20 protein-coding genes are annotated in these 24,338 nt (G+C 60.2%); 10 read left to right on the plus strand and 10 right to left on the minus strand.

Features of this window, described 5'->3' with window-relative positions; translation table 11 throughout:
* Positions 1–197 precede the first annotated feature (197 nt).
* On the minus strand, positions 198–623 hold the full coding sequence (locus ACMPH2_RS09195) for a helix-turn-helix domain-containing protein (protein WP_417119272.1): 426 nt from the start codon (positions 621–623) through the stop codon (positions 198–200).
* Between the two features lie 241 nt (positions 624–864).
* On the opposite strand from ACMPH2_RS09195, the gene ACMPH2_RS09200 reads away from it, so the two are divergent.
* Positions 865–1,035, plus strand: coding sequence for a hypothetical protein (locus ACMPH2_RS09200; RefSeq protein ID WP_156439362.1), 171 nt, complete (start codon positions 865–867; stop codon positions 1,033–1,035).
* 267 nt (positions 1,036–1,302) lie between these two features.
* Here the strand turns inward: ACMPH2_RS09200 and ACMPH2_RS09205 are convergent, their stop codons facing one another.
* The 7 genes from ACMPH2_RS09205 to ACMPH2_RS09235 all read right to left on the minus strand — a co-directional run bounded on the left by ACMPH2_RS09205 (position 1,303) and on the right by ACMPH2_RS09235 (position 11,180).
* On the minus strand, positions 1,303–2,274 hold the full coding sequence (locus ACMPH2_RS09205) for an AAA family ATPase (RefSeq protein ID WP_417119273.1): 972 nt from the start codon (positions 2,272–2,274) through the stop codon (positions 1,303–1,305).
* 301 nt (positions 2,275–2,575) lie between these two features.
* Positions 2,576–3,463, minus strand: coding sequence for a hypothetical protein (locus tag ACMPH2_RS09210; protein ID WP_417119274.1), 888 nt, complete (start codon positions 3,461–3,463; stop codon positions 2,576–2,578).
* Between the two features lie 108 nt (positions 3,464–3,571).
* Positions 3,572–6,691: a type I restriction endonuclease subunit R gene (locus tag ACMPH2_RS09215; RefSeq protein ID WP_417119275.1), complete on the minus strand. Its 3,120-nt coding sequence runs from the start codon at positions 6,689–6,691 to the stop codon at positions 3,572–3,574.
* Positions 6,692–6,700: 9 nt separating this feature from the next.
* Positions 6,701–7,993, minus strand: coding sequence for a hypothetical protein (locus ACMPH2_RS09220; protein WP_417119276.1), 1,293 nt, complete (start codon positions 7,991–7,993; stop codon positions 6,701–6,703).
* 2 nt (positions 7,994–7,995) lie between these two features.
* Positions 7,996–9,135, minus strand: a complete 1,140-nt coding sequence (locus ACMPH2_RS09225; RefSeq protein ID WP_417119277.1) for a restriction endonuclease subunit S — start codon at positions 9,133–9,135, stop codon at positions 7,996–7,998.
* Positions 9,132–10,970, minus strand: coding sequence for a type I restriction-modification system subunit M (locus ACMPH2_RS09230; RefSeq protein ID WP_417119278.1), 1,839 nt, complete (start codon positions 10,968–10,970; stop codon positions 9,132–9,134). Before ACMPH2_RS09230 ends, ACMPH2_RS09225 begins: the two co-directional genes overlap by 4 nt.
* A gap of 3 nt (positions 10,971–10,973) precedes the next feature.
* The gene (locus ACMPH2_RS09235) at positions 10,974–11,180 is read right to left on the minus strand and encodes a YlcI/YnfO family protein (protein ID WP_062529439.1); all 207 of its coding nucleotides are present in this window, start codon (positions 11,178–11,180) and stop codon (positions 10,974–10,976) included.
* A 341-nt stretch (positions 11,181–11,521) separates the two neighbouring features.
* On the opposite strand from ACMPH2_RS09235, the gene ACMPH2_RS09240 reads away from it, so the two are divergent.
* The 4 genes from ACMPH2_RS09240 (at position 11,522) to ACMPH2_RS09255 (ending at position 14,807) form a co-directional block, all read left to right on the plus strand.
* The gene (locus ACMPH2_RS09240; RefSeq protein ID WP_417119279.1) at positions 11,522–11,929 is read left to right on the plus strand and encodes a hypothetical protein; all 408 of its coding nucleotides are present in this window, start codon (positions 11,522–11,524) and stop codon (positions 11,927–11,929) included.
* A 2-nt stretch (positions 11,930–11,931) separates the two neighbouring features.
* Positions 11,932–13,188, plus strand: coding sequence for a relaxase/mobilization nuclease domain-containing protein (locus ACMPH2_RS09245; protein ID WP_417119280.1), 1,257 nt, complete (start codon positions 11,932–11,934; stop codon positions 13,186–13,188).
* Positions 13,178–13,744 carry a hypothetical protein gene (locus tag ACMPH2_RS09250; protein WP_417119281.1) on the plus strand — a complete coding sequence of 189 codons (567 nt, stop codon included), beginning with the start codon at positions 13,178–13,180 and terminating at the stop codon, positions 13,742–13,744. The genes ACMPH2_RS09245 and ACMPH2_RS09250 overlap by 11 nt, the downstream gene beginning before the upstream one ends.
* Positions 13,745–13,826: 82 nt before the next feature.
* Positions 13,827–14,807 carry an Abi family protein gene (locus ACMPH2_RS09255; RefSeq protein ID WP_417119282.1) on the plus strand — a complete coding sequence of 327 codons (981 nt, stop codon included), beginning with the start codon at positions 13,827–13,829 and terminating at the stop codon, positions 14,805–14,807.
* Between the two features lie 143 nt (positions 14,808–14,950).
* On the opposite strand, the gene ACMPH2_RS09260 is transcribed toward ACMPH2_RS09255, so the two are convergent.
* Positions 14,951–17,020, minus strand: a complete 2,070-nt coding sequence (locus ACMPH2_RS09260; RefSeq protein WP_417119283.1) for a VaFE repeat-containing surface-anchored protein — start codon at positions 17,018–17,020, stop codon at positions 14,951–14,953.
* A gap of 169 nt (positions 17,021–17,189) precedes the next feature.
* On the opposite strand from ACMPH2_RS09260, the gene tnpA reads away from it, so the two are divergent.
* The 5 genes from tnpA to ACMPH2_RS09285 all read left to right on the plus strand — a co-directional run bounded on the left by tnpA (position 17,190) and on the right by ACMPH2_RS09285 (position 23,315).
* The gene (gene tnpA / locus ACMPH2_RS09265; RefSeq protein WP_417119292.1) at positions 17,190–17,675 is read left to right on the plus strand and encodes an IS200/IS605 family transposase; all 486 of its coding nucleotides are present in this window, start codon (positions 17,190–17,192) and stop codon (positions 17,673–17,675) included.
* A 196-nt stretch (positions 17,676–17,871) separates the two neighbouring features.
* The gene (locus ACMPH2_RS09270; protein WP_417119284.1) at positions 17,872–18,876 is read left to right on the plus strand and encodes a transposase; all 1,005 of its coding nucleotides are present in this window, start codon (positions 17,872–17,874) and stop codon (positions 18,874–18,876) included.
* Positions 18,873–19,268: a transposase gene (locus tag ACMPH2_RS09275; protein ID WP_417119293.1), complete on the plus strand. Its 396-nt coding sequence runs from the start codon at positions 18,873–18,875 to the stop codon at positions 19,266–19,268. The genes ACMPH2_RS09270 and ACMPH2_RS09275 overlap by 4 nt, the downstream gene beginning before the upstream one ends.
* Positions 19,269–19,467: 199 nt before the next feature.
* On the plus strand, positions 19,468–20,973 hold the full coding sequence (malQ, locus tag ACMPH2_RS09280) for a 4-alpha-glucanotransferase (RefSeq protein ID WP_417119285.1): 1,506 nt from the start codon (positions 19,468–19,470) through the stop codon (positions 20,971–20,973).
* Between the two features lie 83 nt (positions 20,974–21,056).
* Positions 21,057–23,315, plus strand: a complete 2,259-nt coding sequence (locus ACMPH2_RS09285; RefSeq protein ID WP_303132830.1) for a glycogen/starch/alpha-glucan phosphorylase — start codon at positions 21,057–21,059, stop codon at positions 23,313–23,315.
* 78 nt (positions 23,316–23,393) lie between these two features.
* On the opposite strand, the gene ACMPH2_RS09290 is transcribed toward ACMPH2_RS09285, so the two are convergent.
* Positions 23,394–24,119 (minus strand): GntR family transcriptional regulator, encoded by a 726-nt coding sequence (locus tag ACMPH2_RS09290; protein ID WP_062529459.1) that lies wholly within the window; start codon positions 24,117–24,119, stop codon positions 23,394–23,396.
* Positions 24,120–24,338 lie beyond the last annotated feature (219 nt).

Consider the following 24,338-nt stretch of genomic DNA (forward strand, 5'->3'; position numbering starts at 1 on the left):
AAAATCCTCGTTTTCCGGCGATTCCGGGCCGTTTTCGGGGCATTCGGAAGGCCGTTTGTCACTCTCAACATCGTGTGCAATAGGCGATTTCGGGCCCGTTTTGGCCCCCGAAAACCGGCAATAGTAATGCGAGAGTGGCGATTTGCGGCAAAGAAAAGGGGCGCCGCAGCGTCCCCGTAAGCGCTCTACGCCCTGCCCTAGCCCATGAAACGGGCCTTCCAGGCCTCGTAGTCGCCCTCGTCTATCTCGCCCGATGCAAGCTGGTCCCTCATGCGCTTCCATGCCTTGAGGGCCTGCACGGCCTTCTGCGAGCCTTCCTTCTTGGGATCGGGCGCCACGGCCACTCCGTCTTCGGTGACGACGGGCATGAGCCCCAGCTCCCTCTCATAGCGGAAGAGCACCTCGAGAGCGCCCCTCGCGCCGCTCGTGCCTATCTCGCGTATGGAGTCGGCGGAGACATCCAGCGCTTCGGCGATGCGCCCTATCTGCTGGTCGCTGGGCGTCCTGATGTTCCGCTCGTAGTTGCGTATGGCGGACTCGGTGAGGCCCACCTCGTCAGCGAGCTCTCTCTGCGTCATGCCGCCCTCGTTGCGGTACCTGCGTATGCGCGCGCCTATCGTCATCTTTCCTCCTGAAAACGTATGTGTACAGGATATTGCAGCGCGCTTCCGTGCGCAATCGATTGACAGCACGAACATGTGCTGTTCCTATGGAATGATTATGAGGAGCGGCGTATGTCGGTGAGGATGAAGCCCAACGGAACGTGGACGACGCAGGTGCGGTGCCGCGACTACAACGGTGACTCGCGGCACAAGATCAAGCGCGACTGCTAGCTCGCACGTCAAGCGCATCCGTATCCACGACTTGCACTACAACCACGCATCATTTCTCATAGAGATAGGCTTCTCTGCCGTGGTCATAGTCGAGCGACTGAGCCACGAGAGCTTGGACGTGACCTTCCGCTACGTGCACCCCTTCCCTGACAAGCAGGGTGAGATGGCGTACGCCTTCGACGCGACCAGGTCGGGCATCTGATGTCGTGTCCCAACGACCGCAAGCGAAGAAAAAAGGATATAATTGTAAGTCCGACTGCTGGTGAGGCCCTCCACCTCGGCCTCGGCGAGGTGGAGGGCCTCACCAGCATCCGTTACGACATTGTGAGCCTTCTAGTAATCGGCTCCGAGAAGGTATTTCTGCGTCATCACAAGAAAGTCCTCAACGACAGAAGGTAGGGCCTAAAGCGGCTGCCCCGGGTCTTCGGGCTCGGGGCAGGGTAAGTTGCAAGCTATGATGACTGTCCTTCTACTTGTTGTTACCCGTCTTGAGCTCCAGGCCTGAAGCGATGAGCTGACCAGGATAACGATCCTGCAAATGGTTCAGCACAGCTAGACAAGCGCGCTTTATTGCTTTATCGTCAGGCGGTTGATCTCTATCGAATATCGATGCACCATGTGACTGGTCATTGCACACCGTATAGATAAACTCACACTTACGAAGGTCGCTGCATTCTTTCGCATTGAGGTAATGGAGCAAATCGGGCACTGCGGGATTGTCAAAACGCCAAAGAGTTTCGATAACCTGCCGAATCGAATTGCCCGTAGTATGTGTCGAGCTGCTACCTTCAATTGCGACATCATACAAATCTTGCAGATGCTCACTATAAGGAGTGATATAGCGCTTGTCGCATTTGCTTATCTTGCCGTCATGTAGTGTATAGAGATTTTGGACGATTTTATTCCTCGCCAGCATGTTAAAGAAGGCGCTGTTGTGAGTCAGCAGAAGGAATCGCACTCTCAGATTACCGGATTTATCAAATAGCACATTAAAATCTCTAATGACCTGGACAACACTATAAACATAACGATAGTCGAGGCTCGAAATCGGGTCGTCGATTACGAAGAACAATTTCTTCGCGTCATCATTGCTTTCAAGCAGGCTCCATGTCGAGGCCACATAGTGGCAGAACGCAAGAACAAACTTCTCGCCATCGCTCATTATGTCTTCCGCGTCATCCCCGAGCTCCGCGTCGCCGAGAGAAATAGTGAAGCCATCTGGATTGAAGACATATCTTGTGCCAAATACGCTGTGAACAAGGTTGGCGAGCATATCGGCGACAACCTGCCTTTTGGGGCGCCGTCCTTTAGACTCGGCTTCCTTTATTTCCGCGTCAAGTGCTTTGTATTGGTCTAGAATTTTCGCACGTTCCAAAATGAGCTTGTCGCATTCATTGCGTACCTTATATTTTCCCTCGATGCATAGCTTATTTTTTAGCATCAGACATCTCTTTCTTGAGATTACTTGCAGCCACATCGAACCAATTGAAAATCTCTTCCGCATTCGAAACGTGCTCTCGTATGCTGTCGAGCAAAGTTCTTAAGGACGCTACGCCGTCCGATGAGAGAACTATTGAGATATCCTCTTTCTTCTTGCTCAGAGCGTCATTGATTGTGTTTATTGAATTCTCCACAGCAGAGCATTCGGGAAGTTTCTCTAGTGAGACTTGCGCAACGTCATCAAACGCGCTCTTTAGAGAATCGTATTTAGCCGCCCTCGTCTGATAGTCGAGAAAGAAAGATTAATGGGTGCCCAAGAACTCTTTCAATGCATTAATTTGGTCATCTATAGCAGCTACAGTCTTAGCTTCTTGGCCCTTCAAATACCCCTCATACGTATGAATGAGCTGAAGGGCATTATCATTAAAGCTTCTGCCACAAAATGGACAATCATTCGACTCAGCCTCTTTTATATATGTCAGGCTCCGTTCGATAAAAGCCCTCTTACGACGCATAGAGTCAGCAAAATCTTCTGCGAAGTTCTCCCTTGTGTACGAAGTCGCCAGAATTTCCTCAAGCGCATCAAACGATATCGCACTGTCGTCGAGAACAAGCCCAGCAAGCGTCGGGATGTCATCGGGTAGGTTCGCCAGAGCGTTAAATTTCGCAAGCGCATCGTTATATCGATTGGCACGGTTCTCTAAGGTGAGAATGTTTTCTGTCGTTAGTGTCTTATATTCGCTTAGACGGGACAGTTTATAACCCTTGAGTTCAGACTGCACTTGAACAACTGCGCTATCTATCGCATCTCGCTTGCGCTTGTCCTCTTCGCCAAGCTCGTTCAAGAGCTTCTTTTTGTCTGACACATCGATATTTTCCCTGCCAACAATATAGCCAGAAAACGCATCGCCATTGATTGCGTAATGTTGGGACTGAAGGTTATCCCTAACGTAGTCGGTATTAAAAACATGAAATATATATCCTGTACCATTCTTTACAGATAGATTAGTTCCACGGGTTTTCTTAATACACAGTGACCCAGAGGTGTTTTTTCTGGTAAATGAGAACTCAAACTCGCCACTTGAGGCAGCACGGATTAATAATCGTGTCACTAACACTGGTTGTGCAGTCTTGATTTGCAATGCGAAATAGTCGACTGATACAAGTTTTGCCTTGACCATTTCCTGCATAAATAGCAACCTTTGAAGCACTGAGCTTGAACTCAGCATTCAACTGTTCCTCGAATAATCCAAACCCCTTGAGTGCGATACCCCATGTCAGATTTGTTCCCATATCAATCACGCCGCCCTTGAATAGAAGTAATCGAAGATCTGCGCACGATATTTGGTGATGGAGTCGTCCGGATAGCTTTGTTCTGGAAGCTTGTAGAGCTCGTCGCGTATGAGCGTGTCCACCTCGGCCAAGGTCTCGGGCTTCTCGGTCCAATGCGACATCTGAGAAAGACGCTTCCGGACGGTCTCGACCAGCTCCACGCAGAGACTCTTCACCTTCTTGATGTCCTCTTTCGAGAGAGTGTCCTTGTAGAGCATGTCGAACACAGCAAGCTGTTCCTCGCTGGTGAACCCTTCACGCACATAGCGCTTCTGCTCGTCGTCGAGGTCCTGGGAGAGCTTCATCAGAGCCTCGAACGTTGCCTCGATAGTCGCTCGGTCTTGCTCCTTGTTGTACTGATCGATGATGCTCTCGTATCGTTTGAAGAAGTCGGATCTGGTAGGGTTCTGCTGCAGCGCAATCTCGAGCCTGCGCTCTATCACCGCGCGCATGTCGCTCAAGAGGAGGTTCTTCTCGGTCTTCTTCTCGAACTCGCGATGCAGAAGGTCGAAGTCGATGGCGCTGATATCGAACTTCGCTGGCTCAGACTTATCGACCTCGTTCACCTCTATGTGCTCGTCGATAATCGCCTGCAGCTGGACCATCACGTCGCCCGTATCCGCGACGTCGCGGCGCTTCGTGACTTCCCGGTAGATGGCGTCTATCGCAGCGCGATGCGCCCATGCATCGCGCGATATATCGCCACGCTCGATGAACTTGAAGAGCTCGAAAAGCGCTCGCGCCATGATTCCGAAGCACTTCTTGACCTCGTCTCCAGCGGAGACTGCATCGGCGGCGCACTTTATCATGTTGAGCTTCTCGAAGCCATCGGCCGTCAACAGAGACTCGAGCTCGAAGCCGCACTCAGCGAGGAAGCCCTCGATATCGGCAAGCAGCTGTAAGACGCACTCGATAAGCTCGCTCTTGTCCAGAACGGGAGAATTTCCAGGCGTACCCCACGGGTCGCGCGTGTAGTCGGCAAGCGCCTGCCGCAGTGCCTTCACGACGCCGATGTAGTCGACAATGAGGCCGTTGCTCTTGCCTTTTGCCACGCGGTTGGCGCGCGCGATTGCCTGCATGAGTGAATGCGCCTTCATAGGCTTGTCGAAGTACATGATGGACAGCGGCTTCACGTCGAAGCCGGTCAGCCACATGGCGCAAACGAAGACGATGCGGAACGGGTTATCAGGATCGCGAAACTCCTTGTCGAGCTCGCGCGTCTCCATCTTCTCGCGATGGGGCCTGATGTCGATGTCCCATTTCTCGAAGCGGGCGATCTCGTTCTGCTCCTGGCTCACGACCACGGCCATCTCGGTCTCGCGCATCCAGTCAATCTTGCGCTGCCGCTCGAGTGCCTCCTGCTGCGAGTCTCCCTTAAGCGCTCGTTCTTCCTTCTTGATAGCCTCCGCCCAGTACTTCTGTACGAGGTCGTGCATGCGCACTGCCGTCACCTTGTCGATGCTGATAAACATCGCCTTGCCGGACTCCCAAAGCCCCGAGTAGTGCTCGACGAAGTCCTTCGCGATGGTGTTCAGGCGCTTGCTGCTGGTGACGATGTGGTACTCGCGGGAGAGATCGCGCTCGAGCTTGTCTTGCTGCGCGTCGTCGAGGTCGGCGGCCTCAACGGCATTTGCCAGTTCCTCGTTTATCTCAGGGTTCTCGATGTGCAGTAGGTCACTGCGGTTCTCGTAGTACAGGGGAACCGTTGCGCCGTCCTCCACCGCCGTCGCGAAGTCGTACACGGAGATGTACCCGCCGAACGTCCGCGCCGTGATGTTGTCGTTGGCGAAGAGCGGCGTACCCGTGAATCCGATTCTGGACGCGGTCGGCAAGAGTTGGCACATGTTCGCTGCGAGAATCCCGTTGTTGGTTCGATGTGCCTCGTCGCAGAGGATTACGACGTCGTGGTCGGGCGCTATGGGCTTGACGTCGGGATCGTTGAACTTCTGGATCAAGGTGAAGATGAAGCTCGGGTTGCCCTTGAGCTTATGAACCAGGTCCTCGCCGCTCGTGGCGATGTAGCTTCCCGGGTCGGACATCTCCATGCAGCCGCAGTTGGCGAAGGTGCTCGCAATCTGCTTGTCGAGCTCGTTACGGTCCGTCACCACGACGAACGTGGGAGACCCCGTGAATTTGCGCAGAATCTTCCGCGCTAGAAACACCATGGAGTAGCTCTTGCCGGAGCCCTGCGTATGCCAGAAGACGCCGAGCTTCCCGTCCTTGAGCTCACGGTTTCTATAGGCATCCACCGCCCGGTTGACGCCGAGGTACTGGTGGTTGCGTGCAAGAATCTTGGCCGTCGTACTTGACGAGTGGTCGAACAGGATGAAGTTCTCGAACAGGTCCATGAAGGTGGATTTGTTGCACATGCCGCGCAGCATGGTCTCCAGGTCAATGCTACCCGGCTCGCCCTCTGCGAGGCGCTTCCACTCGTTGAAGAACTCGTAGGGGCTTCCGAGTGTACCGACCTTCGCCTCGAGGCCGTTAGAGAGCATCACGAATGCGTTGAAGTAGAAGATCTGGGGGATGGTGTCCTGGTAGTCGGTGTAGTTGTCCTCGAAGGCACGACGCACGTCCTTGTCGTGCCTCTTGAACTCGATGAACATGAGGGGAATGCCGTTCACGAAGCCCACGAGGTCGCAGCGGCGGCGGTGCAGCGGCCCGTCCACCCAAAGCTCTTCAACCGCGATGAAGCGGTTGGCGTCGGGGTGCTCGAAGTCGAAGACGGCTGCATACTCAGTCTGTTTGGTTCCATCTGGCATCTCGCGTTCGACGGGGATACCGTCGCGGAGGAGTGCGTACTTCTTCTCGTTGGTCTGAAGCAGCGTGTCTGTGGCAAGCGTTGCCATGAGGGCATCGGCAGCTTGCTCACATTCCTCGACCTCGAGCCACTCGTTCAACTCAACGAGCGCATCGACCAGATAGCGACGCAGCACCACCTCGTGGTAGCTGTTGCGTCCGAGCGTGCCGTGCTGCCCCAGCTCCTCGTGGTCGTAGGCGTAGACGAGCTCCCAACCCATCTTGTGGAGCAGCTCGCCGGCAGGCTTCTGTACGGCTTCTTCCTCTGAATAGCGATTCTTTCCCATGGCAGCACCCTAAACGCTTCCTCTATATGCCCTATCCTGCGGAATCATCTGGCTAATCCAGCCATCATGGCGGAGCGCAATCTCATATAGTGCAATGCGAGAGAGCATGTACAGCTCCTCGTCGCTGTCGTTGGCCAAATCCATAGTCACATACGGGCGGAATACAGGTTCGATTTCTTTGAGCTTGAGCCTACCCCACGCAGCATCGCTTGGCCCGCTAGTTCCATCCAGATAGCCGATTTTCTCAAGCTGGTAGGCAAATCCGTCGAGTTCGTTGCAATGCCTGTCTGCGTAACCGAGGTTCTCAAACAGCACCCAACCACTGTCATCGCCTTCGATACCCCCGTGCTCTGGGCCCTCGCGGGACATGTCCCGCAGCACGTTCAACTGCAAGCCCAGAGCAAATCTCCAGGCATTTGCATACCTTTCTGCAGCCTCTCGGTTTGCGGGGTTGGATGGATTGAACGCAACCGCCTTCTTAGCGAAGTCGTAGACGAAATCGTTGTTCGTGCCGAAACGTTCCGCCTCGACTTGCTTGAGACGTTCGATGAATTCGGCTTCTGGTTCGCCTTCCGCTCGATTAGGAACGGGTGTATCTCGGAACTCCTGAATCTTGTTTTCTTGGAATCGCTCTAGCGCCGTTCCGATCTTGTTGAGAAGGCTATAGCGGTATTTGATATGCGCAAACACCTGGTCCATGTGGATGAAGATGTCCTCGCCCCAGCTGTTCGCGTCGTTGGTGAACGCATTCCCATGTAAATCGCAGTTCCAAGCAAGCTCAGCAATGGACCCTCGTACCCATGTCAAGTAAGGACATGTGACAATATCTGTCTTGTGATACATGCCCTTGTATCGGTTCGTTTCCGTGGGGTGCACGGCGCAGAGCGAGCGTAGGAACTCAAAGTACTTCTTGTCCGTGCCTTTGCTATCGCTGCCAGGCATGTGGAAGGCATCGATGCGTGCGTTCTCCACGCTCAAGTCCACGCCAAAAATATCCGCCAGCATGTCAATGCTGTTGAGCACAACGGAGGCATTGTTGATAAAGTTTATGAAGTCGAAGGCGCTTCGATACTTCATCACTCCGAGCGTCTGGTCATTTAGGTAGCCTACGGTATCTCGTATCCGGTGCACACAAGTGCAGATGCAGTCCCATGCAGGTACCCCTCGATACTTCTTGTTAGTAAACGCCTTCTCTACGAACGAAACCTGCTCGGAGATGTGTTCGTGTGCATCCAGTGTCGCGTTAAACTCTTCAATAAGATCCGGGTCGAGGTGTATCTGAAAAGTCTTAGTTGCACTCATACTCAGGCCTTAATTTCGCCAGACATGAGCTTAGGCAAGAGACGATCTCGCGCCTCCTGCGCTTCAGAAATCTGTTCAATCTCATACTTTGTTTTCTCGTAATACAGGTTTGCAATGCACTCGAACTTCTTAAGAGTCGATGCATCCGGCTGTAAGATCTCGAGATCGTTTATGTGACTTGGATACACGTGCGGCTGGGCCGACCCACATTGCAAATGCTTGAACCCTCTGCCAAGCACCTTTACGCAGAGGTATACAAAGTAAATATAAGGCGTATCTGAACTGCTTAAATAAGAGCAATCAGATGCCCAAATATCTTGATGATATAGACGTGTAAAACCCGCGTTAGCTCCTGAACCACTGACAGTTATTACAGGGGCGGCAGCATTGGATTTTGAGTGATAGTACGCAGGTCCCAAGCCACCAGCAACAACTGGTATTTTGCCCGGTTGTGTGACTTTAGCGGTGATTACTTTACCCCGACGGAATGGAGCGAGGTCTTTCAGCCGAAGCCGGCTCCACCCTTCTGGAACGCCATCAACAATCTTGGCGTTCTTATGACCGGGGAAATTGAGGTCGATGAACCATTCCCTGTAGAGACGCTGCGCGGCTTCCTCAAGCAGCTTTATTTGCCTTCGGTTGTTCTCGATAAAGTTGTCGTACGCCTGGAGGACAGCGGCGGTTGCTCGCTGTGTTCTCAAATCCGGTAGACTAACTGGCAGATTGCGAATTACTGGCATATTGACATGCGAAACCGTTGCCCCGTTGGCACTACTCAGGAGTCTATGGCGTTGTTGAGGCGCGTTTAAATAGTAATTGAGATACCAAGGGTCAACTTTTTCTTGGTTCGGCCTGATGAGCACCGTTCGCTGCCCAAGGCATACGCGCTGTCCCTCACGGATAATCCCAACGTTTCCCGCAGGAGCTTCTCGTGCGAGTATTAGATCCATAGGTTGAGGCACCGTACGAGCATTGCGACTGTTGTAGACCTCTTTGGAAACGCGCTGAACATTCGCCAAGTCCAGATAGCCTGGGCCGATATTCGGCGTGCGAATCAATGGGTATCCAACTCCCTCGTCGGGAGCAGTGGAATGTGGGCAATCGACGATTAGCTCGCATAGCTCTTTAAGGGGAGTGCTCATAGCCCAAGCTCCTCGAAGTTTAGGAAGATGGTGTCCATGAGCTCGTTGCTCTCTGCTTGGAGCTGCTTGAGCTTGACGTGAATCTCGCCCATGCGCTCGTGAAAGTCCACGCCGTCATCCTCTTGGGGCGGCACCCCAACGTGCGCGCCGGGCGTCAGGCTCCAGTTCTTCTCCTCAATCTCCTTTTGCGTGGCAATCTTGCACAGGCCAGGTACGTCTGCATACGTCCCCGCACCGAACTTCTCTGTGAGCCACAGGACCTCGTCTATGACGGTGAGACGCTCCTCAAGCTGGGAGATTTCCTCCGCAAGGCTCTCGCGAAGGAGCTTGCGCTCACGTGGCTTCGCGGCGTCGACCGTCTTCTTCACTTGCTCCTTGCGCTTCTCGATGAAAGAGGCGAGAGCCTCATGCGCTGCGGGAAAGTCACCGAGTGAGGTGACGCTTGCCAACGCCTTCTTGGCATCTTCATCGTCAATCGCTTCCGAGGCATCGCGTATTTCCGCGCAGTACTCGTCGAGCAGTTCGGAGTATTTCTCCGTCTGCCCGCGATAGAGCCATACGATGGCGGAGAGGTTCTTGAGTTGCCAAGGGCTCCACTCGTTATGCGTGGTGTCGATTACCGTATGATAGTTCTGAACGTCGATGAAGAGGACCTTGTCGCGCAGCTCCTCCGGCTTTCCCTTGTCGAAGAACCACAGCGTGCAGGGCAGGCTCTTCGTGTAGAAGAAGTTGTTGCCCACGTAGAGCATTGTGTCCACATGCCCGGTCTTCACCAGCGTCTCGCGAAGACCACGATCCTTGCCGGACGAGTCGGTGGCAGATGACGCCATGACGAAGCCGGCGCGGCCGGTCTTATTGAGATACGAGTAGAAGTAGTTGATCCACAGGTAGTTGCCGTTGCTGAATTCGCCCTTCTTGTTGATGCTCGAGACGCCGAGCGGCATGCGGCCTGCGGCAATGGCGTCTTCGGACTTCACCTTGTCCACGTTGAAGGGAGGGTTCGCCGCCACGAAGTCGCATGAGCCGTCGAGGGAATGGGCGTCGCTGTAGAAGGTGTTCGCCTCGTCGCCGCTCTTGATCTTGCCGTTCATGCCGTGGACGGCCATATTCATGAGGCAGAGCTTGGCGTTGTACTCGACCTTCTCCTGACCGTAGAAGGTCATGGACTCAATGGGGTTGCCACCGTGCTCGCGGATGTAGTCACTCGCGGAAACAAACATGCCACCCGACCCGCAGGCAGGGTCCAGCATCGTGCCGTGACTCGGCTCGATGACGTTCATGATCATACGCACCAGGGACTTCGGGGTGAAGAACACGCCATCGTCACTTGCGACCGCAGGGGCGAACTTGCCCAGGAAGTATTCGTAGATGCGGCCGATGATGTCGTCGCCGTCCTCGTCGAGGGCGGGGTTGTTGAAGATGCGCAGCGTCTCGCGGAGCAGGTCGCTGCCGAGGTCCGTGTAGGTGCGGGGCAGTACGCCAGCAAGCTGGGGGTTCTGGCGTTCCAGCGCCGTCATGGCGTCGTTTACCCGCTTGCCGATGTTCGTCTCGTTCTCGGGGAGGTTCAACAGGTAGTCGTAGCGCGCCTCTTCGGGAAGGAACATCGCGCCGCGCTTTGTGTAGTCGGCAGCCTCGATGGGCACCTGCCTGCCGGTGGCATGGGCGCGGCTCTCCTTGATCTGGGCGTCCACGGTCTTGAAGCGGCCCCATGCATAGCGCAGGAAGATGAGGCCGAGCACTGGCATACAGTACTGCTGGCTCGTTAGCTTCGAGTTGGCGCGCAGGTTATCTGCCGCTTCCCACAGTTCCTTCTCTAGCTTCTTGATGTCTGCCACTGGCTACTGCCCCTTCTTCGTAAGCTCTTCGATCATGCACATGCGGATGAAGGCGCTGAAGCTCACGCCCTTGAGGGCGGCAGCCTCCTTGCCCGCATCGCGCAGGTTCTCGGGAATCCTGATCGTGATGGCGGCCATGTCGCCGCCCACGAGGAACTCCTGCTTCTCGGTGTCCGTCGCCCCGTTTTCGACGAGGTCTGAGTACTTCATCGCCCGGCCTCCGTATGAGTCGGAATACAATACATTTGCAAGATATTTTATCACCGGCTTGCGACAGCAGGCGCAAGCCATCGGCCAAATACAGCACGGAACCGTGCTGTTTCGTGGTACAATCCAAACGATAGCAAGCTTCCTATGTCGTACGCACAAGGCGCACACATAGGGCTTGGGTCGGTGGCGGCAATAAACCCTTCGTCAGCGCATGCGTTGCCGTGGATGCCGCCTTGCGACCGAGCGTCGCAGCCATCGGGCTGACGACGCTGCGGGGGATGCCCCGCCCCCCTGGGAGGCAGGCGCCCTCCGTGCACCTGCCCTGAAGATGAGGAACGACGATGGGCGGACGCTGCGAGCGTGTATACGTGAGGCTCACGCCCGGCGAGAAGGACCGGGCGCTCGACCTCGCATCGCGAAACGGCCTCACCGTCTCCCAGCTCGTCCGCGTGCTCATCCAGCTGCCTGCCGACTATGCGTCAGAAGGCGCCCGCGCTGCCGTGGTGCTTGACCGCACTACTGCCGGCGGGCTCGAGCGCGAGATGCGCCGCTGGGGCAACCACTACAACCAGGCCGTGCACGCGCTCAACCGCATCGCCTACTACGCCGAGCGCGGAAGCCTTAGGACCGACGAGGCGCAGCGGCTGCTGAGCGTCGCGGCGGGAAACCTGGAGGATTTGAACGTCGCCGTCGTGCAGCTGCGCGGGGAGACGCACGCCATCTGCAACCACGCGATTGTGATCGTGTAGCCGTGCCCTACGTGAAGTGCATATCCGGCCACACGAGCGCCCGCGCTGTGCAGCGCTACCTCGAGAAGGGCGGCCGCGCCCTGGCGACCGACTTCCTGAACATCGACGCCCCGGTCTCCGGGGTGAGGGACAGCCTGGAGGACCGTGTCCGCATCGACTGGTGGCGCGAGATGGACCGCACGCGCGTCGCCTACGGCAATGACGCCGCCTGGAACGGGCACCGCGCGCGGACGTGGAAGCACTACATCCTCTCGCCGAACCCCAAGGACGGCATCGAGCTCTCGCGCCTGCGCAGGCTCGCCACCGCGTGGGCCAAGGAGAACTTCGGCGACTACGAGGTGGCAATCGTCTACCACGACGACAACGAGGGCCGCATCCCGCACGCCCACGTCGTTGTCAACAACACGAACCTCGCGACGGGACGCCGCATCCAGGAGCCCGACCCGAGGGCGGTCAAGCGCTCGGTGCAGAGGCTCGCGCGGGACATGGGGCTCTCGTGCTTCGAGGACGCGCCCCACCCCGCCGCACACGGGAAAATGCGCACGGCGAGGCCGCGCCAGCGCGTGCACATAGGGCGCGCGGAGCGTGAGCTCGCCTCCAAGGGCGCGTACTCCTGGGTGTCCGACATCCGCTCGCGCGTGTCCATCGCGCGCATGGTGGCGAGGAGCGAGGGCGAGTTCGCGAGCGTGCTCTCCGCCATGGGCGTCACGGTATCGGAGAACTCCGCCAAGGCCGTGCGGCGCGACTGGGTATACGCCCTGGCGGACCATCCCACGAGGAGGGTCGGCGGCGAGCGCCTCGGCCTGTCGTTCTCCCGCGAGTCGCTGGAGAGGCGCTTCGCGGCAGGAGCTGCGGGTCGGCTTGCCGACGCTACGGAGCGCAGGCTCTACGAGTTTGCCCGCGAGGCATGCGACCTCGGCGACATCAGAGAGCTGCGCAGTCTCGCCGACGCCGTGTCCGTGTGCGAGGCGGTGGGGGCGAGAAGTGTGGACGACCTCGCCCATGCGATGGGACGCCTGCCCGAGGGCTTGGATGCCGCAAGGGCTGCGGAGGCCATGGCCTGCGTCTCCGAGAATGGGCTCCTTCCCCACCACGGCGCACGTGGAGCTCAGAGGCGCGCCCGCGCGCCAGAAAGGCCCTGGGAGAAGGACCGGCCCGCATGGATGAGGAATAGAGACGACGACGCACGTCAGCAGGATCCGCAGGCGCCACGCAAGCAGAGGGACAACCGCGACGGAAGGGGCGGAGATGCTCGTTAAGACCTACTACAGCACCGGGCACCTCGACGTGTTCGATACCGCGACGCTGACGGACTCGTCGCTCTTCAAGGGCAACGTGCTCACGGACTACGCGCTCGAGGTCGCAGATGCGCGAGGCGGCAGGGCGCTCTGGCTCGACCTCTTCTACTACGAGGCGGCTGACGCCTACAAGGGCGACACGAACCCGCACGGCCTGCCCGTGGCGCGGCGCAGGGACGGATGGTCTTGCGTGCTCGCCGACGAGGAGGACCTGAAGACGCTCATCAAGGTGAGCGTCGACGGCGAGGACGTCCTTCTGCGCCAGGGGGACGAGTTCGTGGACGCGCTGAGGCTGAAGGCAGCCTCCGACGCGGCATGGCGCACCAACCCGGCGGCGGTGGCCACGCACGACTACTACCTCGCGGCGGACGACGAATGTGACCCTTGCGAGGCCATCGGATATTCGGAGAGCGGCTACGAGCGCGTGGCCACGATGCAGCGCAGGACTTCAGTTCCTGATGACCGTCAGGAAGACATGGAAGGAGCTGACGATGAGAACCGTTTTGAGGATCACTAGGTTGTTGTTCAAGGCCGTGTTCAGGTGGATGTGAGATTGGGACATGGGCGGTAGAATGGAACATGTGAAGATGGGAGGGAAGATGGTGGGAGACATGAGGCTGCGAAAGCCGATGCTCACGGCTGAGCAGCTTGTCGAGCACCTGAAGTCCAGGGGCGTGGCTTTCGAGCTCTGTCCAGAGGCAGATGCGGTCGCATACCTCTCTGATGTGAACAACTACCTCAGGGCGGTGGCCTACAGGAAGCTCTACTTCCGCCAGGTCGATGGCGACAACCCTGGCGACTACGTGAACCTCGACTTCGAGGACCTGGTGGAGCTCTCCTCGATAGACCGGCGCCTGCGCGAGGCATTCCTCTCCATGACCATAGACGTCGAGCACTTTGCCAAGGTGCGCCTGCTGCGCATGTGCGAGGAGCGCGGCGAGGACGGCTACGCGATTGTCTCCGACTACCTCACGTCGATAAGCGAGAGGCAGCGCTCCCGGATCGAGGATGCGCTTGCTGCCAGGGGCGGCGAAGGGCGCGCGCACGACGAGTACTCCGGCGACCTCATCGCCCACTACGCCGGAGGGTACCCCATCTGGGTGTTTCTTGAGGTGACCGAGTTCGGCGTGCTCGTCGACCTCTGGCGCTATTGCGCCGGGAGGTGGAACGAGCAGGAAATGCGAGACGAGCACTACGTCCTCAAGAGCGTCAAGGCTCTCCGAAACGCTTGCGCACACAACAGCCTGATCGTAAACGGGTTCTCGAGAAGCGCCGAGAGGGCCGGCTACCAGGCTTCCAGGGCGGTCACGACTTCGCTTTCAGAACATGGTATCACGAAGACAAAGTCGAGGCGCGCCAAGCTCAGGAACCTCAGGGTCGCTCAGATTGCCGCCACGCTTTACTCGGTAAGGGAATTCTGCACGCGAGAGTCCACGAGGGAAAGGCACGCGGCCCGCCTCGCAGAGGTAAGGCGCTACGCCGAGTGCTGCGGCGTGCTCTCCCGCGCCAACGACGGGATTGTGTCGTTCTTCGACTTCGTCTGGAGGCTGGTTGACATTTGGCTCTCCAACGGCTCATAATACAGACATATGGAAAACCTTAGGGTTTTGTAAGGGCGGGACCCACTGGGCCTCGCTCTAGTTTTTTATGGGCAAATAAGGAGCGCGCACCGGAGATTCGCGGTGCGCGCTCCTTTCGTGTCTATGGGTGTTGGCAGCCGACTTCAGGCTTCGACCACAGCCTCGTCATCAACCTCCCCATCGGCTCCGACGTCCTTCCCGCGCCTGATAGCCACGGCTGCCGCCACGCAGGCCGTTGCTGCGGCGGCGAGGCCGGCGGGTAGGAGGGAGGTGGTGTCCCCGGTCTGGGGCAACTTGCCGCCGCCGTGCTCCTCGGATGGAGGCGTCGCGGGAGGGGTCTCTGGCGGCACGAGCTCGACCGTCTGCCCCTCGTCGTCTATGTCGGCGTGGGAGGCGACCTCTTCCTCGTCTTGCTTCAGGCTCTCGAACACGACGACTGCGTGCCCGCCAAGGGCGCTGCCGTCGAACTCGAAGGTCACGTTCGCCGAGCCGCTGGGGGCCTCTGGCGTGAACGCGACCGTGGAGGTCACGTCGCGGCCGTCCGACTGGACGGGCTCGCCGGTCTCCTTGTCCACGAGCGTGCCGGTGAGCGTGTACTCCTCGCCGGGCGTGAGCCCCGTGCAGGAGACGGTGTCCATGATTGTCACCGAGTCGTCGGCCACGGCCTCGTGGTCGCCGTCGTCGGCGTCAGTCGCCTCGGTGCGCACCGCGGGGCCCACAGGGTCCTCTATGGTGCCCAGGTCGATCTTCACGGAGTCGCGGTATACCGTGACGTCGAAGGCGGGGATGAGCGCGCGGCCGGCGTTGGAGTCGCAGCGCTGCTCCTCCACCGTGTAGGTGTCGTAGAGGAGCGCCCCCTTGGAGTCGTCGGATGCGGATGTGCCGAACCAGATGCCGGATCCGGACGTGCCGCCGTTGGTGTCCGCCGTGTGGGCGTTCCAGCTCGCCGCTGTGGAAGCGTAGCCGTTGGCGTCGGTCACGATGACGTGGCTCTCGCCGGTGGTCTTGCTGGTGATCTTGAAGGGCACGTTTGCCAGGCGGCTGTAGTCGCCTTCGCCTACCTTCACGAGCTCCACGTCGCCGCGCTTCACCTGCTCGGTGAACTCGCCGTCGGGCGCGAGCTCGAACACGGCCTCGTTGCCCGCGTCCTCGGCGGTCACGGCGAGGACGTGCTCCTCCGTGTCTGGCAGGTAGCCCTCGGGCGCCTTGGTCTCGCGCACCGTGACGGTGCCGAGCGGGATGCCCTCGAAGACGATGCGGGCGCCCTCGGTCGTGCCTTTCACGGTCTTGGTGCCGCCGTCGTAGGCGTAGGTCGCCTCGTACTCCGCCCCGTCGAGCGTGGCCGCGCCCTGGGGCGCCGCCTCGCCGGTCTCCGAGTCCTTCTTCACGAGGACGAGCCTCACGGTGACGGGGGCGTCCTCGGCGCCCACGAAGGCGTCTGCTCCGTCGATGACGACGGTCTTGGCCTCGTCGGAGAGCGCGTAGCCCGCAGGGGCCTCCATCTCGCGCACGGTGTAGGCGCCGTCGGGAAGGCGCGTGTCGGTCGTCCCGTGGCCGTCTGCGTCCGTGGTGATGCGGGCGACGAGCGCCTCTCCCTTATAGACGCCGTAGACGGCTCCCGCGAGCGAGTACTGGGCGTTGCCTGCGGTCACCTTGGCGTCGGCGAATCCCTTCTCGAGCAGGATGTTCCATCCCGGCTTGGCGACGAGCATGGACTGCACGGCGGGCTTCCCCGCCACGAAGCACACGCTGCCGCGCCCGTCGATGGCGGCGTCGCCTCCCTGGTAGGTCTCCGCCTCTCCGGCGAGGCTCTCTGCGGCCGCGACCATAGCGGGGTCGGCGTCCGCGAAGTCGCCTTCGCTGGCCGTTCCGGAGGCGAGCCACACGGCCATCTGCGTCACGGCCTGGGCCTCGGTGTCGCTCCACTTGGTTCCCCCGATCTCGCTGGTCATGGGATACCCCTTGGCGAGGAGGTAGTCCTCCTCGTGCGTGGCCTCCCGGATGTCGGTGTAGTCCTGGCCGGCGCGTCCCGGGCCGTGGGCGCCGTGGTCGTAGCAGTAGGACACCTGCCCGCCCGACGTGCGGTAGCCCACGCCCTCGTTCACGGGCGCGTAGCCGCCCTCTATCTCGTAGCTGCTGATGTGCACGCCGCCCGTGTCGGCGTAGGCGGTCGCGTGCGGGAGCAGGGGCGCGGCAGCGAGGACCGCCGCCACGACGGCGGCGACGATTCGCCCGAGCGCTCCTGCTCTTCCCTTTAAAGGCTTTAGCCTGTGCCGCGCGTACTTTGCGCGGCACAGAGAACCACCCGCCGTGCGGGCGGGGCCCACTTCTGCTACGCAACGGAAAGCCTTCCCCTCTGGCATGGTGGTTGTTCAGGCCATCATGCCCCGAGAGGGGGAGGTGGTCGCCGTGGCCCAGAGGGCCAACGGCCTCGCGCACACGAAGCGGCTCTGCAAGCGCCACGTCGTGTTCGCGCCCAAGCATAGGAGAAGGGCGACCTGCAGCCAGCACGGGGCGGGCCTCGGGGGGATGCTGAGGACGCTGTGCCAGTGGAGGGGGGTGGAGACAATCGAGGGCCACCTCGTGCCCGACCACGTGCGCATGCTGGCCAGCGTCCCGCCCAGGGTCAGCGCCTCGAGCCTCGTGGGCTACCCGAAGGGGAAGAGCTCGCCGCTCACGTTCGACGGGCACGCGAGCCTGAGGCACGAGTTCGGGAACAGGGAGCTCTGGGCCGAGGGCTGCTACGTGTCGACCGTCGGCCCGAGCGAGGCGACGATGGCCAAGTGCATCCGCGGGCAGGAGAGGGCGGACATCGCCCTGGGCAGGCCGGGCGCCAAGGAGTGCGGGGGCCCGTTTAGGAGAAGCTAGCGCCACGCCCGTCTGCCGGGCGCGCCATGAGTCAAGGGGCCATGGGGCCTGAGCGAAGCGAAGGCCGGGGACTTGGGTCCCCGGCCGGCACCATCAGGGTTATGCCCTTAGAGCAGACCACCCGCCGTGCGGGTGGTCGTGATTCCCGTAGGATTCCACTTCGCCAAAAGTATCCGGAGCAACGGGAGGCGGACGCATGGCGGAGATTCTACGGCATGCCCTCGCGCTTGCGAGGACCGTCGTGGAGGGCGTGACGATCGAGGGCGACGCGATCGTCGTGTCGGCGGGGCCGCACGGGAGGGGGCGGCCGGGGTGCCCGATCTGCGGCCGGAGGCGCGAGCGCCACGACCACGGGCCGACCAGGCGGCGGAGAGCCATGGACCTGGCGAGGCCCGAGTGCTTCCTGGAGTACGGGCCCGCCAGGGTGACGTGCCCCGAGCACGGCGTGCGCGTCGAGCGCGTGCCGCGGGCTAGGCACGGGTCCAGGCACACGCGCGACTTCGAGGACTGGGTCGCGTGCCTGGCGGTGAGGTGCCGCGTGCCACTCCACTCGCGCATCGCGCGAGTGGAGTGGCACAGCGTGGGCGGCATCCGCGGGAGGGTCTACGACGAGACCGGGGCGCAGGGGGGCGTCGGGCGCTTCGACGGGCTGAGACGGATCGGCATCGACGAGACCGGCTACAAGAAGGGCCACAAGTACCTGACCGTCGTCGTCGGCCACGACCGGGGACGCCTCGTCTGGGCCCACGAGGGGTACGGCAAGGAGGTGCTGGGCCTCTTCCTCGACGAGCCCGCGCGCGAGCAGCGACGCGCCATAGAGGTCGTGACGACCGACGGGGCCAAGTGGACAAAGGCGCTGGCCAGGCGCGGGTGCCCCAACGCCCGGTGGGCCATGGACCCATTCCGCGTGGCCGAGCGGACGAGCGACGCGCTCGACGAGGCCGGGCGCGAGGAGTGGCGGGTCGCCAAGAGGGCCGCCCAAGGCGCGATGCCGAGGCGCGACGGGCCCGGCAGGCCGCGCGGGGGCGAGGAGACCCCGCCGGAGGCCAGGGCGCCGAGGGAGGCTGCGGACGCGACCAGGGGAAGCCGCTGCGCGCTGGTGAGGAACCCGGAGGACCCCACGGGGCCGCAGCGGGCGAAGCTCGCCGAGCCCGGGAGGGCGGGCGCCTCTTCACGGCCTGGGACCTCAAGGAGGACCTGAGGGCCGTCTTCCGCGCCGGGACGGCCGTCGAGGCCGAGGCCATGCTCGACGGCTGGCCGCGCGGGGCCGCCTGCCGCGAGATCGGGCCCGCGGTCGCCGTCGAGAAGAAGGCGGGGCGCAGGCGCGCGGACGTCGTTGCCGCCGTGGCGCTGGGCATCGGAAACGGCCGCGCGGAGAGCATCAACAACAAGACCAAGGTGACGGCGCGCATGGGCCACGGGTTCCGCAACGCCGGCAACCTCGTCGCGCTTCTCATGCTGCGCCGCTCCGATGGGCATCCGGCACTTCCCTGGGAGGACCGCGGGGAGGATAGGAGGAAGGTGGACGAGAGAAGGGGGAGGGACGGGGAACGCGACGGGAAGAGGAGGAGGAAGGTGGCAAGGGGCAGCTAGACGACCCCTAGGCCACGAGAACTACCGAAGGCTCAAACTTGTTCAAACGAGTAATGTACCTATACGAAGGAGCGTGTCTGCGAATCTGAGTGACGAGCCTGTCTGTGAGTAGCGGTAGCGAACGATCGTGCAGTGGTCGCGCGACCGTGGTGAGTATCCGTTACAATTGGCCTGTGGGTCTAGGAGAGAAGAGGACGCCATGCGAGCAAGTGGAGTGTTGATGCCAATCTTTGCGCTGCCTGGGAGGTATGGCATCGGCTCGTTCGGGCCGAAGGCCTATGAGTTCGTCGACTTCTTGAGTCGCTGCTCGCAACGCTACTGGCAGATCCTGCCGCTGACCACTACGGGCTACGGTGATTCGCCGTACCAGTCGTTCAGCGCCTACGCGGGCAACCCCAACTTCATCGATCTGGACGAGCTGGTAAAGCTGGGCTACCTGAAGCGCGGCGACCTTGAGGGCGTAAAGTTCGGGGATGACCCGACGCGCATCGACTACGCCACGATCTTCGTCGCGCGCAGGAAGGTGCTCGAGCGTGCGACGGCACGCTTCATGCAGGACCCCCCCTCCGACTTAGACGAGTTCTCACGCAAGCACGCCAGTTGGCTTGACAGCTACTGCGAGTTCATGACCGTCAAGGAGGAGTTCGGCCTTAAGGCCTTCCACGAGTGGCCACAGCAGTATCGCAACCCGGGGAAGGCGTCGCGGGACCTGAGCGCCAAGCGTGAGCACCACTACCAGTACCACCTGATGACGCAGTACTTCTTCTTCAAGCAGTGGGAGAGCCTGAAGGGCTACGCGAACGAGCGCGGAGTGCTTATCGTGGGCGACATGCCCATCTACGTCTCGCGCGATTCCGTCGAGATGTGGGCAATGCCGCAGCTCTTCAGGGTCGGTGAGGACGGGAGTCCCACGAGCGTCGCGGGCACTCCGCCCGATCAGTTCTCCGCAACAGGACAGTACTGGGGTAACCCAATCTACGACTGGGACGCCATGGCCCAGGATCACTACTCCTGGTGGGTCGAGCGCATGCGCATGAGCCTTAAGATGTACGACATTGTGCGCATCGACCACTTCCGGGGCTTCGAGTCCTACTGGGACGTGCCCTTTGGCTCTGCGACGTCTGCGGCTGGCTCTTGGAGCAAGGGTCCTGGCACGGCACTCTTCGACGAGCTGACACGGCAGCTGGGCAAGCTCCCCATCATTGCGGAGGACTTGGGGTTCATGACTCCGGAGGTCATCAAGATGCGCGAGGACACGGGCTTTCCCGGCATGAAGATCTTGCAGTTTGCCTTCGATGGCAACAGCGATTCGTATTATCTGCCCCACCATTACACGCCTAACACCATCGCGTACGTGGGTACCCACGACAACCAGACCGTTCGTGGCTGGTACGAGAACACGGCGACCCCGCGCCAGCGCGAACAGGCGGACCGCTACACCAGGCGGGCCAAGGGCGAGCCCGTGGGGGCTGCGTTCAACCGCGCCATCGCCGCATCCGTCAGTGACACCTGCATCTACACCATGCAGGACCTACTTGACCTAGGAGACGAGGCGCGCATCAATGTGCCAGCCGTCTTAGGTGGAAACTGGGACTGGCGCATGAGGGAGGGTGCCATCACCCGAGCCGTCGAGGAAGCCCTCCTCGACCTCACCCAGACCTACTTTCGCGTCCCCGGAGCACGGCCGCCCGAGCTCCCGGCGTGATGAGGCCATTCGCACAACCAAGCGCCCCGGATCGTCCGGTTGCCGTCCTTACGCACAGCAATAAACTGAAAAGAGGAAGACACATGTTGAGTCTGAACACCTGCGCCCACGACAGCTACGGCCTTGACCTGGAGGCCCTGAGCGACGAGCAGATCTGCGCCATGCTGCAGGGCATCGTGAGGCAGCGCAGCGCCAAGCTGCCTCTCAATGCCGGCAAGCGGCGCCTCTACTACCTGTCCGCGGAGTTTCTTATCGGCAAGTTGCTGATCAGTGATCTCATCAACCTTGGCCTTTACGATGAGGTCAAGGCCCAGCTCGAGGCGGCTGGGCACGACCTTAACAAGGTCGAGGAGCTTGAGGTGGAGCCGTCATTGGGAAACGGTGGCCTGGGCAGGCTCGCCGCGTGCTTCCTGGACTCCATAGCAACCCTGGGTCTTCCCGGTGACGGCGTGGGCCTTAACTACCACTACGGTCTGTTTCGTCAGGAGTTTCGCGACAAGCAGCAGCGGGCGCTTCCCGATGGGTGGCTCGACAGGCAGGCCGTCCTCAACGACGAGGGCGTGAGCTTCAATGTGGTGTTCGGTGACTTCAACGTGAGGTCGCGACTCTATTCCATCGACGTGACGGGCTACGGCCGTCCAACCAAGAATCGCCTGAGGCTCTTCGACCTCGAGGGCGTGGATGACTCGCTGGTCCCCGCCGACTCGATAGAGTTTGACAAGGACGAGGTCAAGAAGAACCTCACGCTCTTCCTCTACCCCGACGACTCGGACGAAAAGGGACGTCTGCTTCGCGTGTACCAGCAGTATTTCATGGTGAGCAACGCGGCCCAGCTCATCCTGCGCGAGGCGCTGGAACGTGGCAGCGACCTGAGTGACCTGCCCGACTATGTCATGGTGCAGATCAATGACACGCATCCCACGATGGTCATCCCCGAGCTCATTCGCCTGCTTACCGAGGAGCATGGCATGGGCTTCGACGAGGCCGTCGCGATGGTCGAGAAGATGGTCGCCTACACCAACCACACGATCTTGGCCGAGGCCCTCGAGAAGTGGCCCATCAAGTTCCTCAAGACCGTTGCTCCTAAGATAGCTGACATTATCGTGAAGCTCGACCTTATCGCCAAGGAGCGTTACGCTGATCCCGCAGTTGCCATCATCCAGGATGACGTGGTCCACATGGCAAACCTGGCAATCCACTTTGGCTGCAGCGTCAATGGGGTAGCGGCGCTCCACACCAAGATCTTGGAGGACACGGAGCTCGCACCCTTCTATAAGATCTATCCCGAGAAGTTCAGCAACAAGACGAACGGCATTACGTTTCGCCGCTGGATCATGGGCTGCAACCCTGAGCTCACCGGACTTTTGGACGATACCATCGGTACGGACTGGCACAAGAGCGCGGATCTCACGCCGCTTAAGGAGCACTTGGACGATAAGGCCGTGATAGAGGGGTTCGAGAGGGCGAAGGACAGCGCCAAGGGGCGCATGCGGCAGTTCATGCTCGAAAACCAGGGCGCGCGCATTCCCGAGGACGCGATCATCGACGTGCAGGTGAAGCGTATCCACGAATATAAGCGACAGCAGATGCTCGCGCTCTACATCATCTGGAAGTACCTGGACATCAAGAACGGCAATCTGCCCGCACGCCCCATCACGATCGTCTTTGGCGGGAAGGCGGCACCCGCCTACGTTATCGCCCAGGACATCATCCACCTCATCCTCACGCTGTCCGATTGGGTGGCCCAGGACCCCGATGTTTCTCCGTACCTGCAGGTCCTCATGGTCCAGAACTACAACGTCACGGCGGCGGAGCACCTCATCCCCGCAGCTGACATCTCCGAGCAGATCTCGCTGGCGAGCAAGGAGGCGAGCGGTACCTCCAACATGAAGTTCATGCTCAACGGCGCCGTGACCCTCTGCACGCTCGACGGCGCCAACGTCGAGATTGCCGAGCTGGTGGGCAAGAATGACATCTACACCTTTGGTGCGTCGAGCCAGGAGGTGGAGCGCCTCTACGCCGAGGGCGCCTACGACGCGTCCGCGCACTATAGCCGGCCTGGTGTCAAGCTGCTCGTGGACTTCATTACGAACCCCCGGTTCATGGCGACGGGTGACGCCGAGCGTCTGCGCCGCCTACACGATGACATTGTCAACAAGGACTGGTTCATGGCCCTCTTGGACCTTGAGGAGTACATCCAGCTGAAGGAGCGGGTGTATGGGGATTACGAGGATCGTCATGCTTGGATCCAGAAGGCGCTCGTGAACGTGGCCATGGCGGGCACGTTCTCCTCCGATCGCACCATCGCGCAGTACGACGAGGACATCTGGCACCTGTCATAGACCTAGCGTGGCCCGGGGCGGCGTACGTCCCCGCCTCGGGCCAGACCCGCTCTAGGAGTACGCGGCGGAGCGAGGGGCTCAGGCTTGGCGCCTCGAGACCACGCAGTACCTGAACGTGTCGGGATGGCTGCGCACCTGGGTGAACTCGAACATGAGGCCGTCCGAGTTGTATGTCTGGTTCTCGACGACGGCGACGCAGTTGAAGGGACCCAGGTTGAGGTACCGTCGGTCCTCCTCGTTGGCGAGGCCGACTGTTATCTGGCGGCGGCTGGTGAGTATCCTCATGCCCAGCTCCTCCTCTAGATACTTGTATACGGAACTCTCGGCGATCGTGGGGGAGAGGTCGGGGATGATGTCGGCGAGGAGGTAGCTGGTGTCTATCTGGCAGGTGAAACCGTCCAGACTACGGGTGCGGACCATGCGATAGAGCTCGGTTCCCTCGTCGAAGCCCGTGTATCCGGCAAGTCCCTTCCCGCAGACGAGCCGCTCGAACTCCCTCACGATGGTGCCCGGCCTCATGTCGTTGTGCGCCGCATACTCTTCGAAGGAGTAGAGCCCATCGAAGGAACCGATGACGTCGCGGTAGTCAGGGTACCAGATGACTCGGACGCCCTTGCCGTGGATGGGTTGCACGAAGCCCTCGTCGGCTAGGATGGCAAGCGCTCGGCGGACGGTGTTCCTCGAGCAGGAGTACACGCCGACAAGCTCGCTCTCAGAGGGTATAAACGATTGGTAGGGATAGGTTCCGTCCTTGATCTTCTCCCTAATACTTAGATATATGTCTTCGAAGAGCGCCTTGGGCATCGCGTGTTCCTCACTGCGTGGTCGTCGTCTTGGCGCAGGCCTCGAGTGTCTCGGGCGCACCTTGTCTAGATCGATTGTGAGCACATAGTTACCTTGTACCGCAACCGTCCTGATGGAACTCCCCCTCCCGCGCATATGGATGAAAAATCCAGGAAGTGGGATGCCCGCCGAGTTCAAAGCAAATCACCCGGCAAGACTGGGCAGTGACGCGAATCGCTT

The sequence above is a fragment of the Olsenella phocaeensis genome (assembly GCF_048189965.1).
GTDB lineage: Bacteria > Actinomycetota > Coriobacteriia > Coriobacteriales > Atopobiaceae > Olsenella_I > Olsenella_I phocaeensis.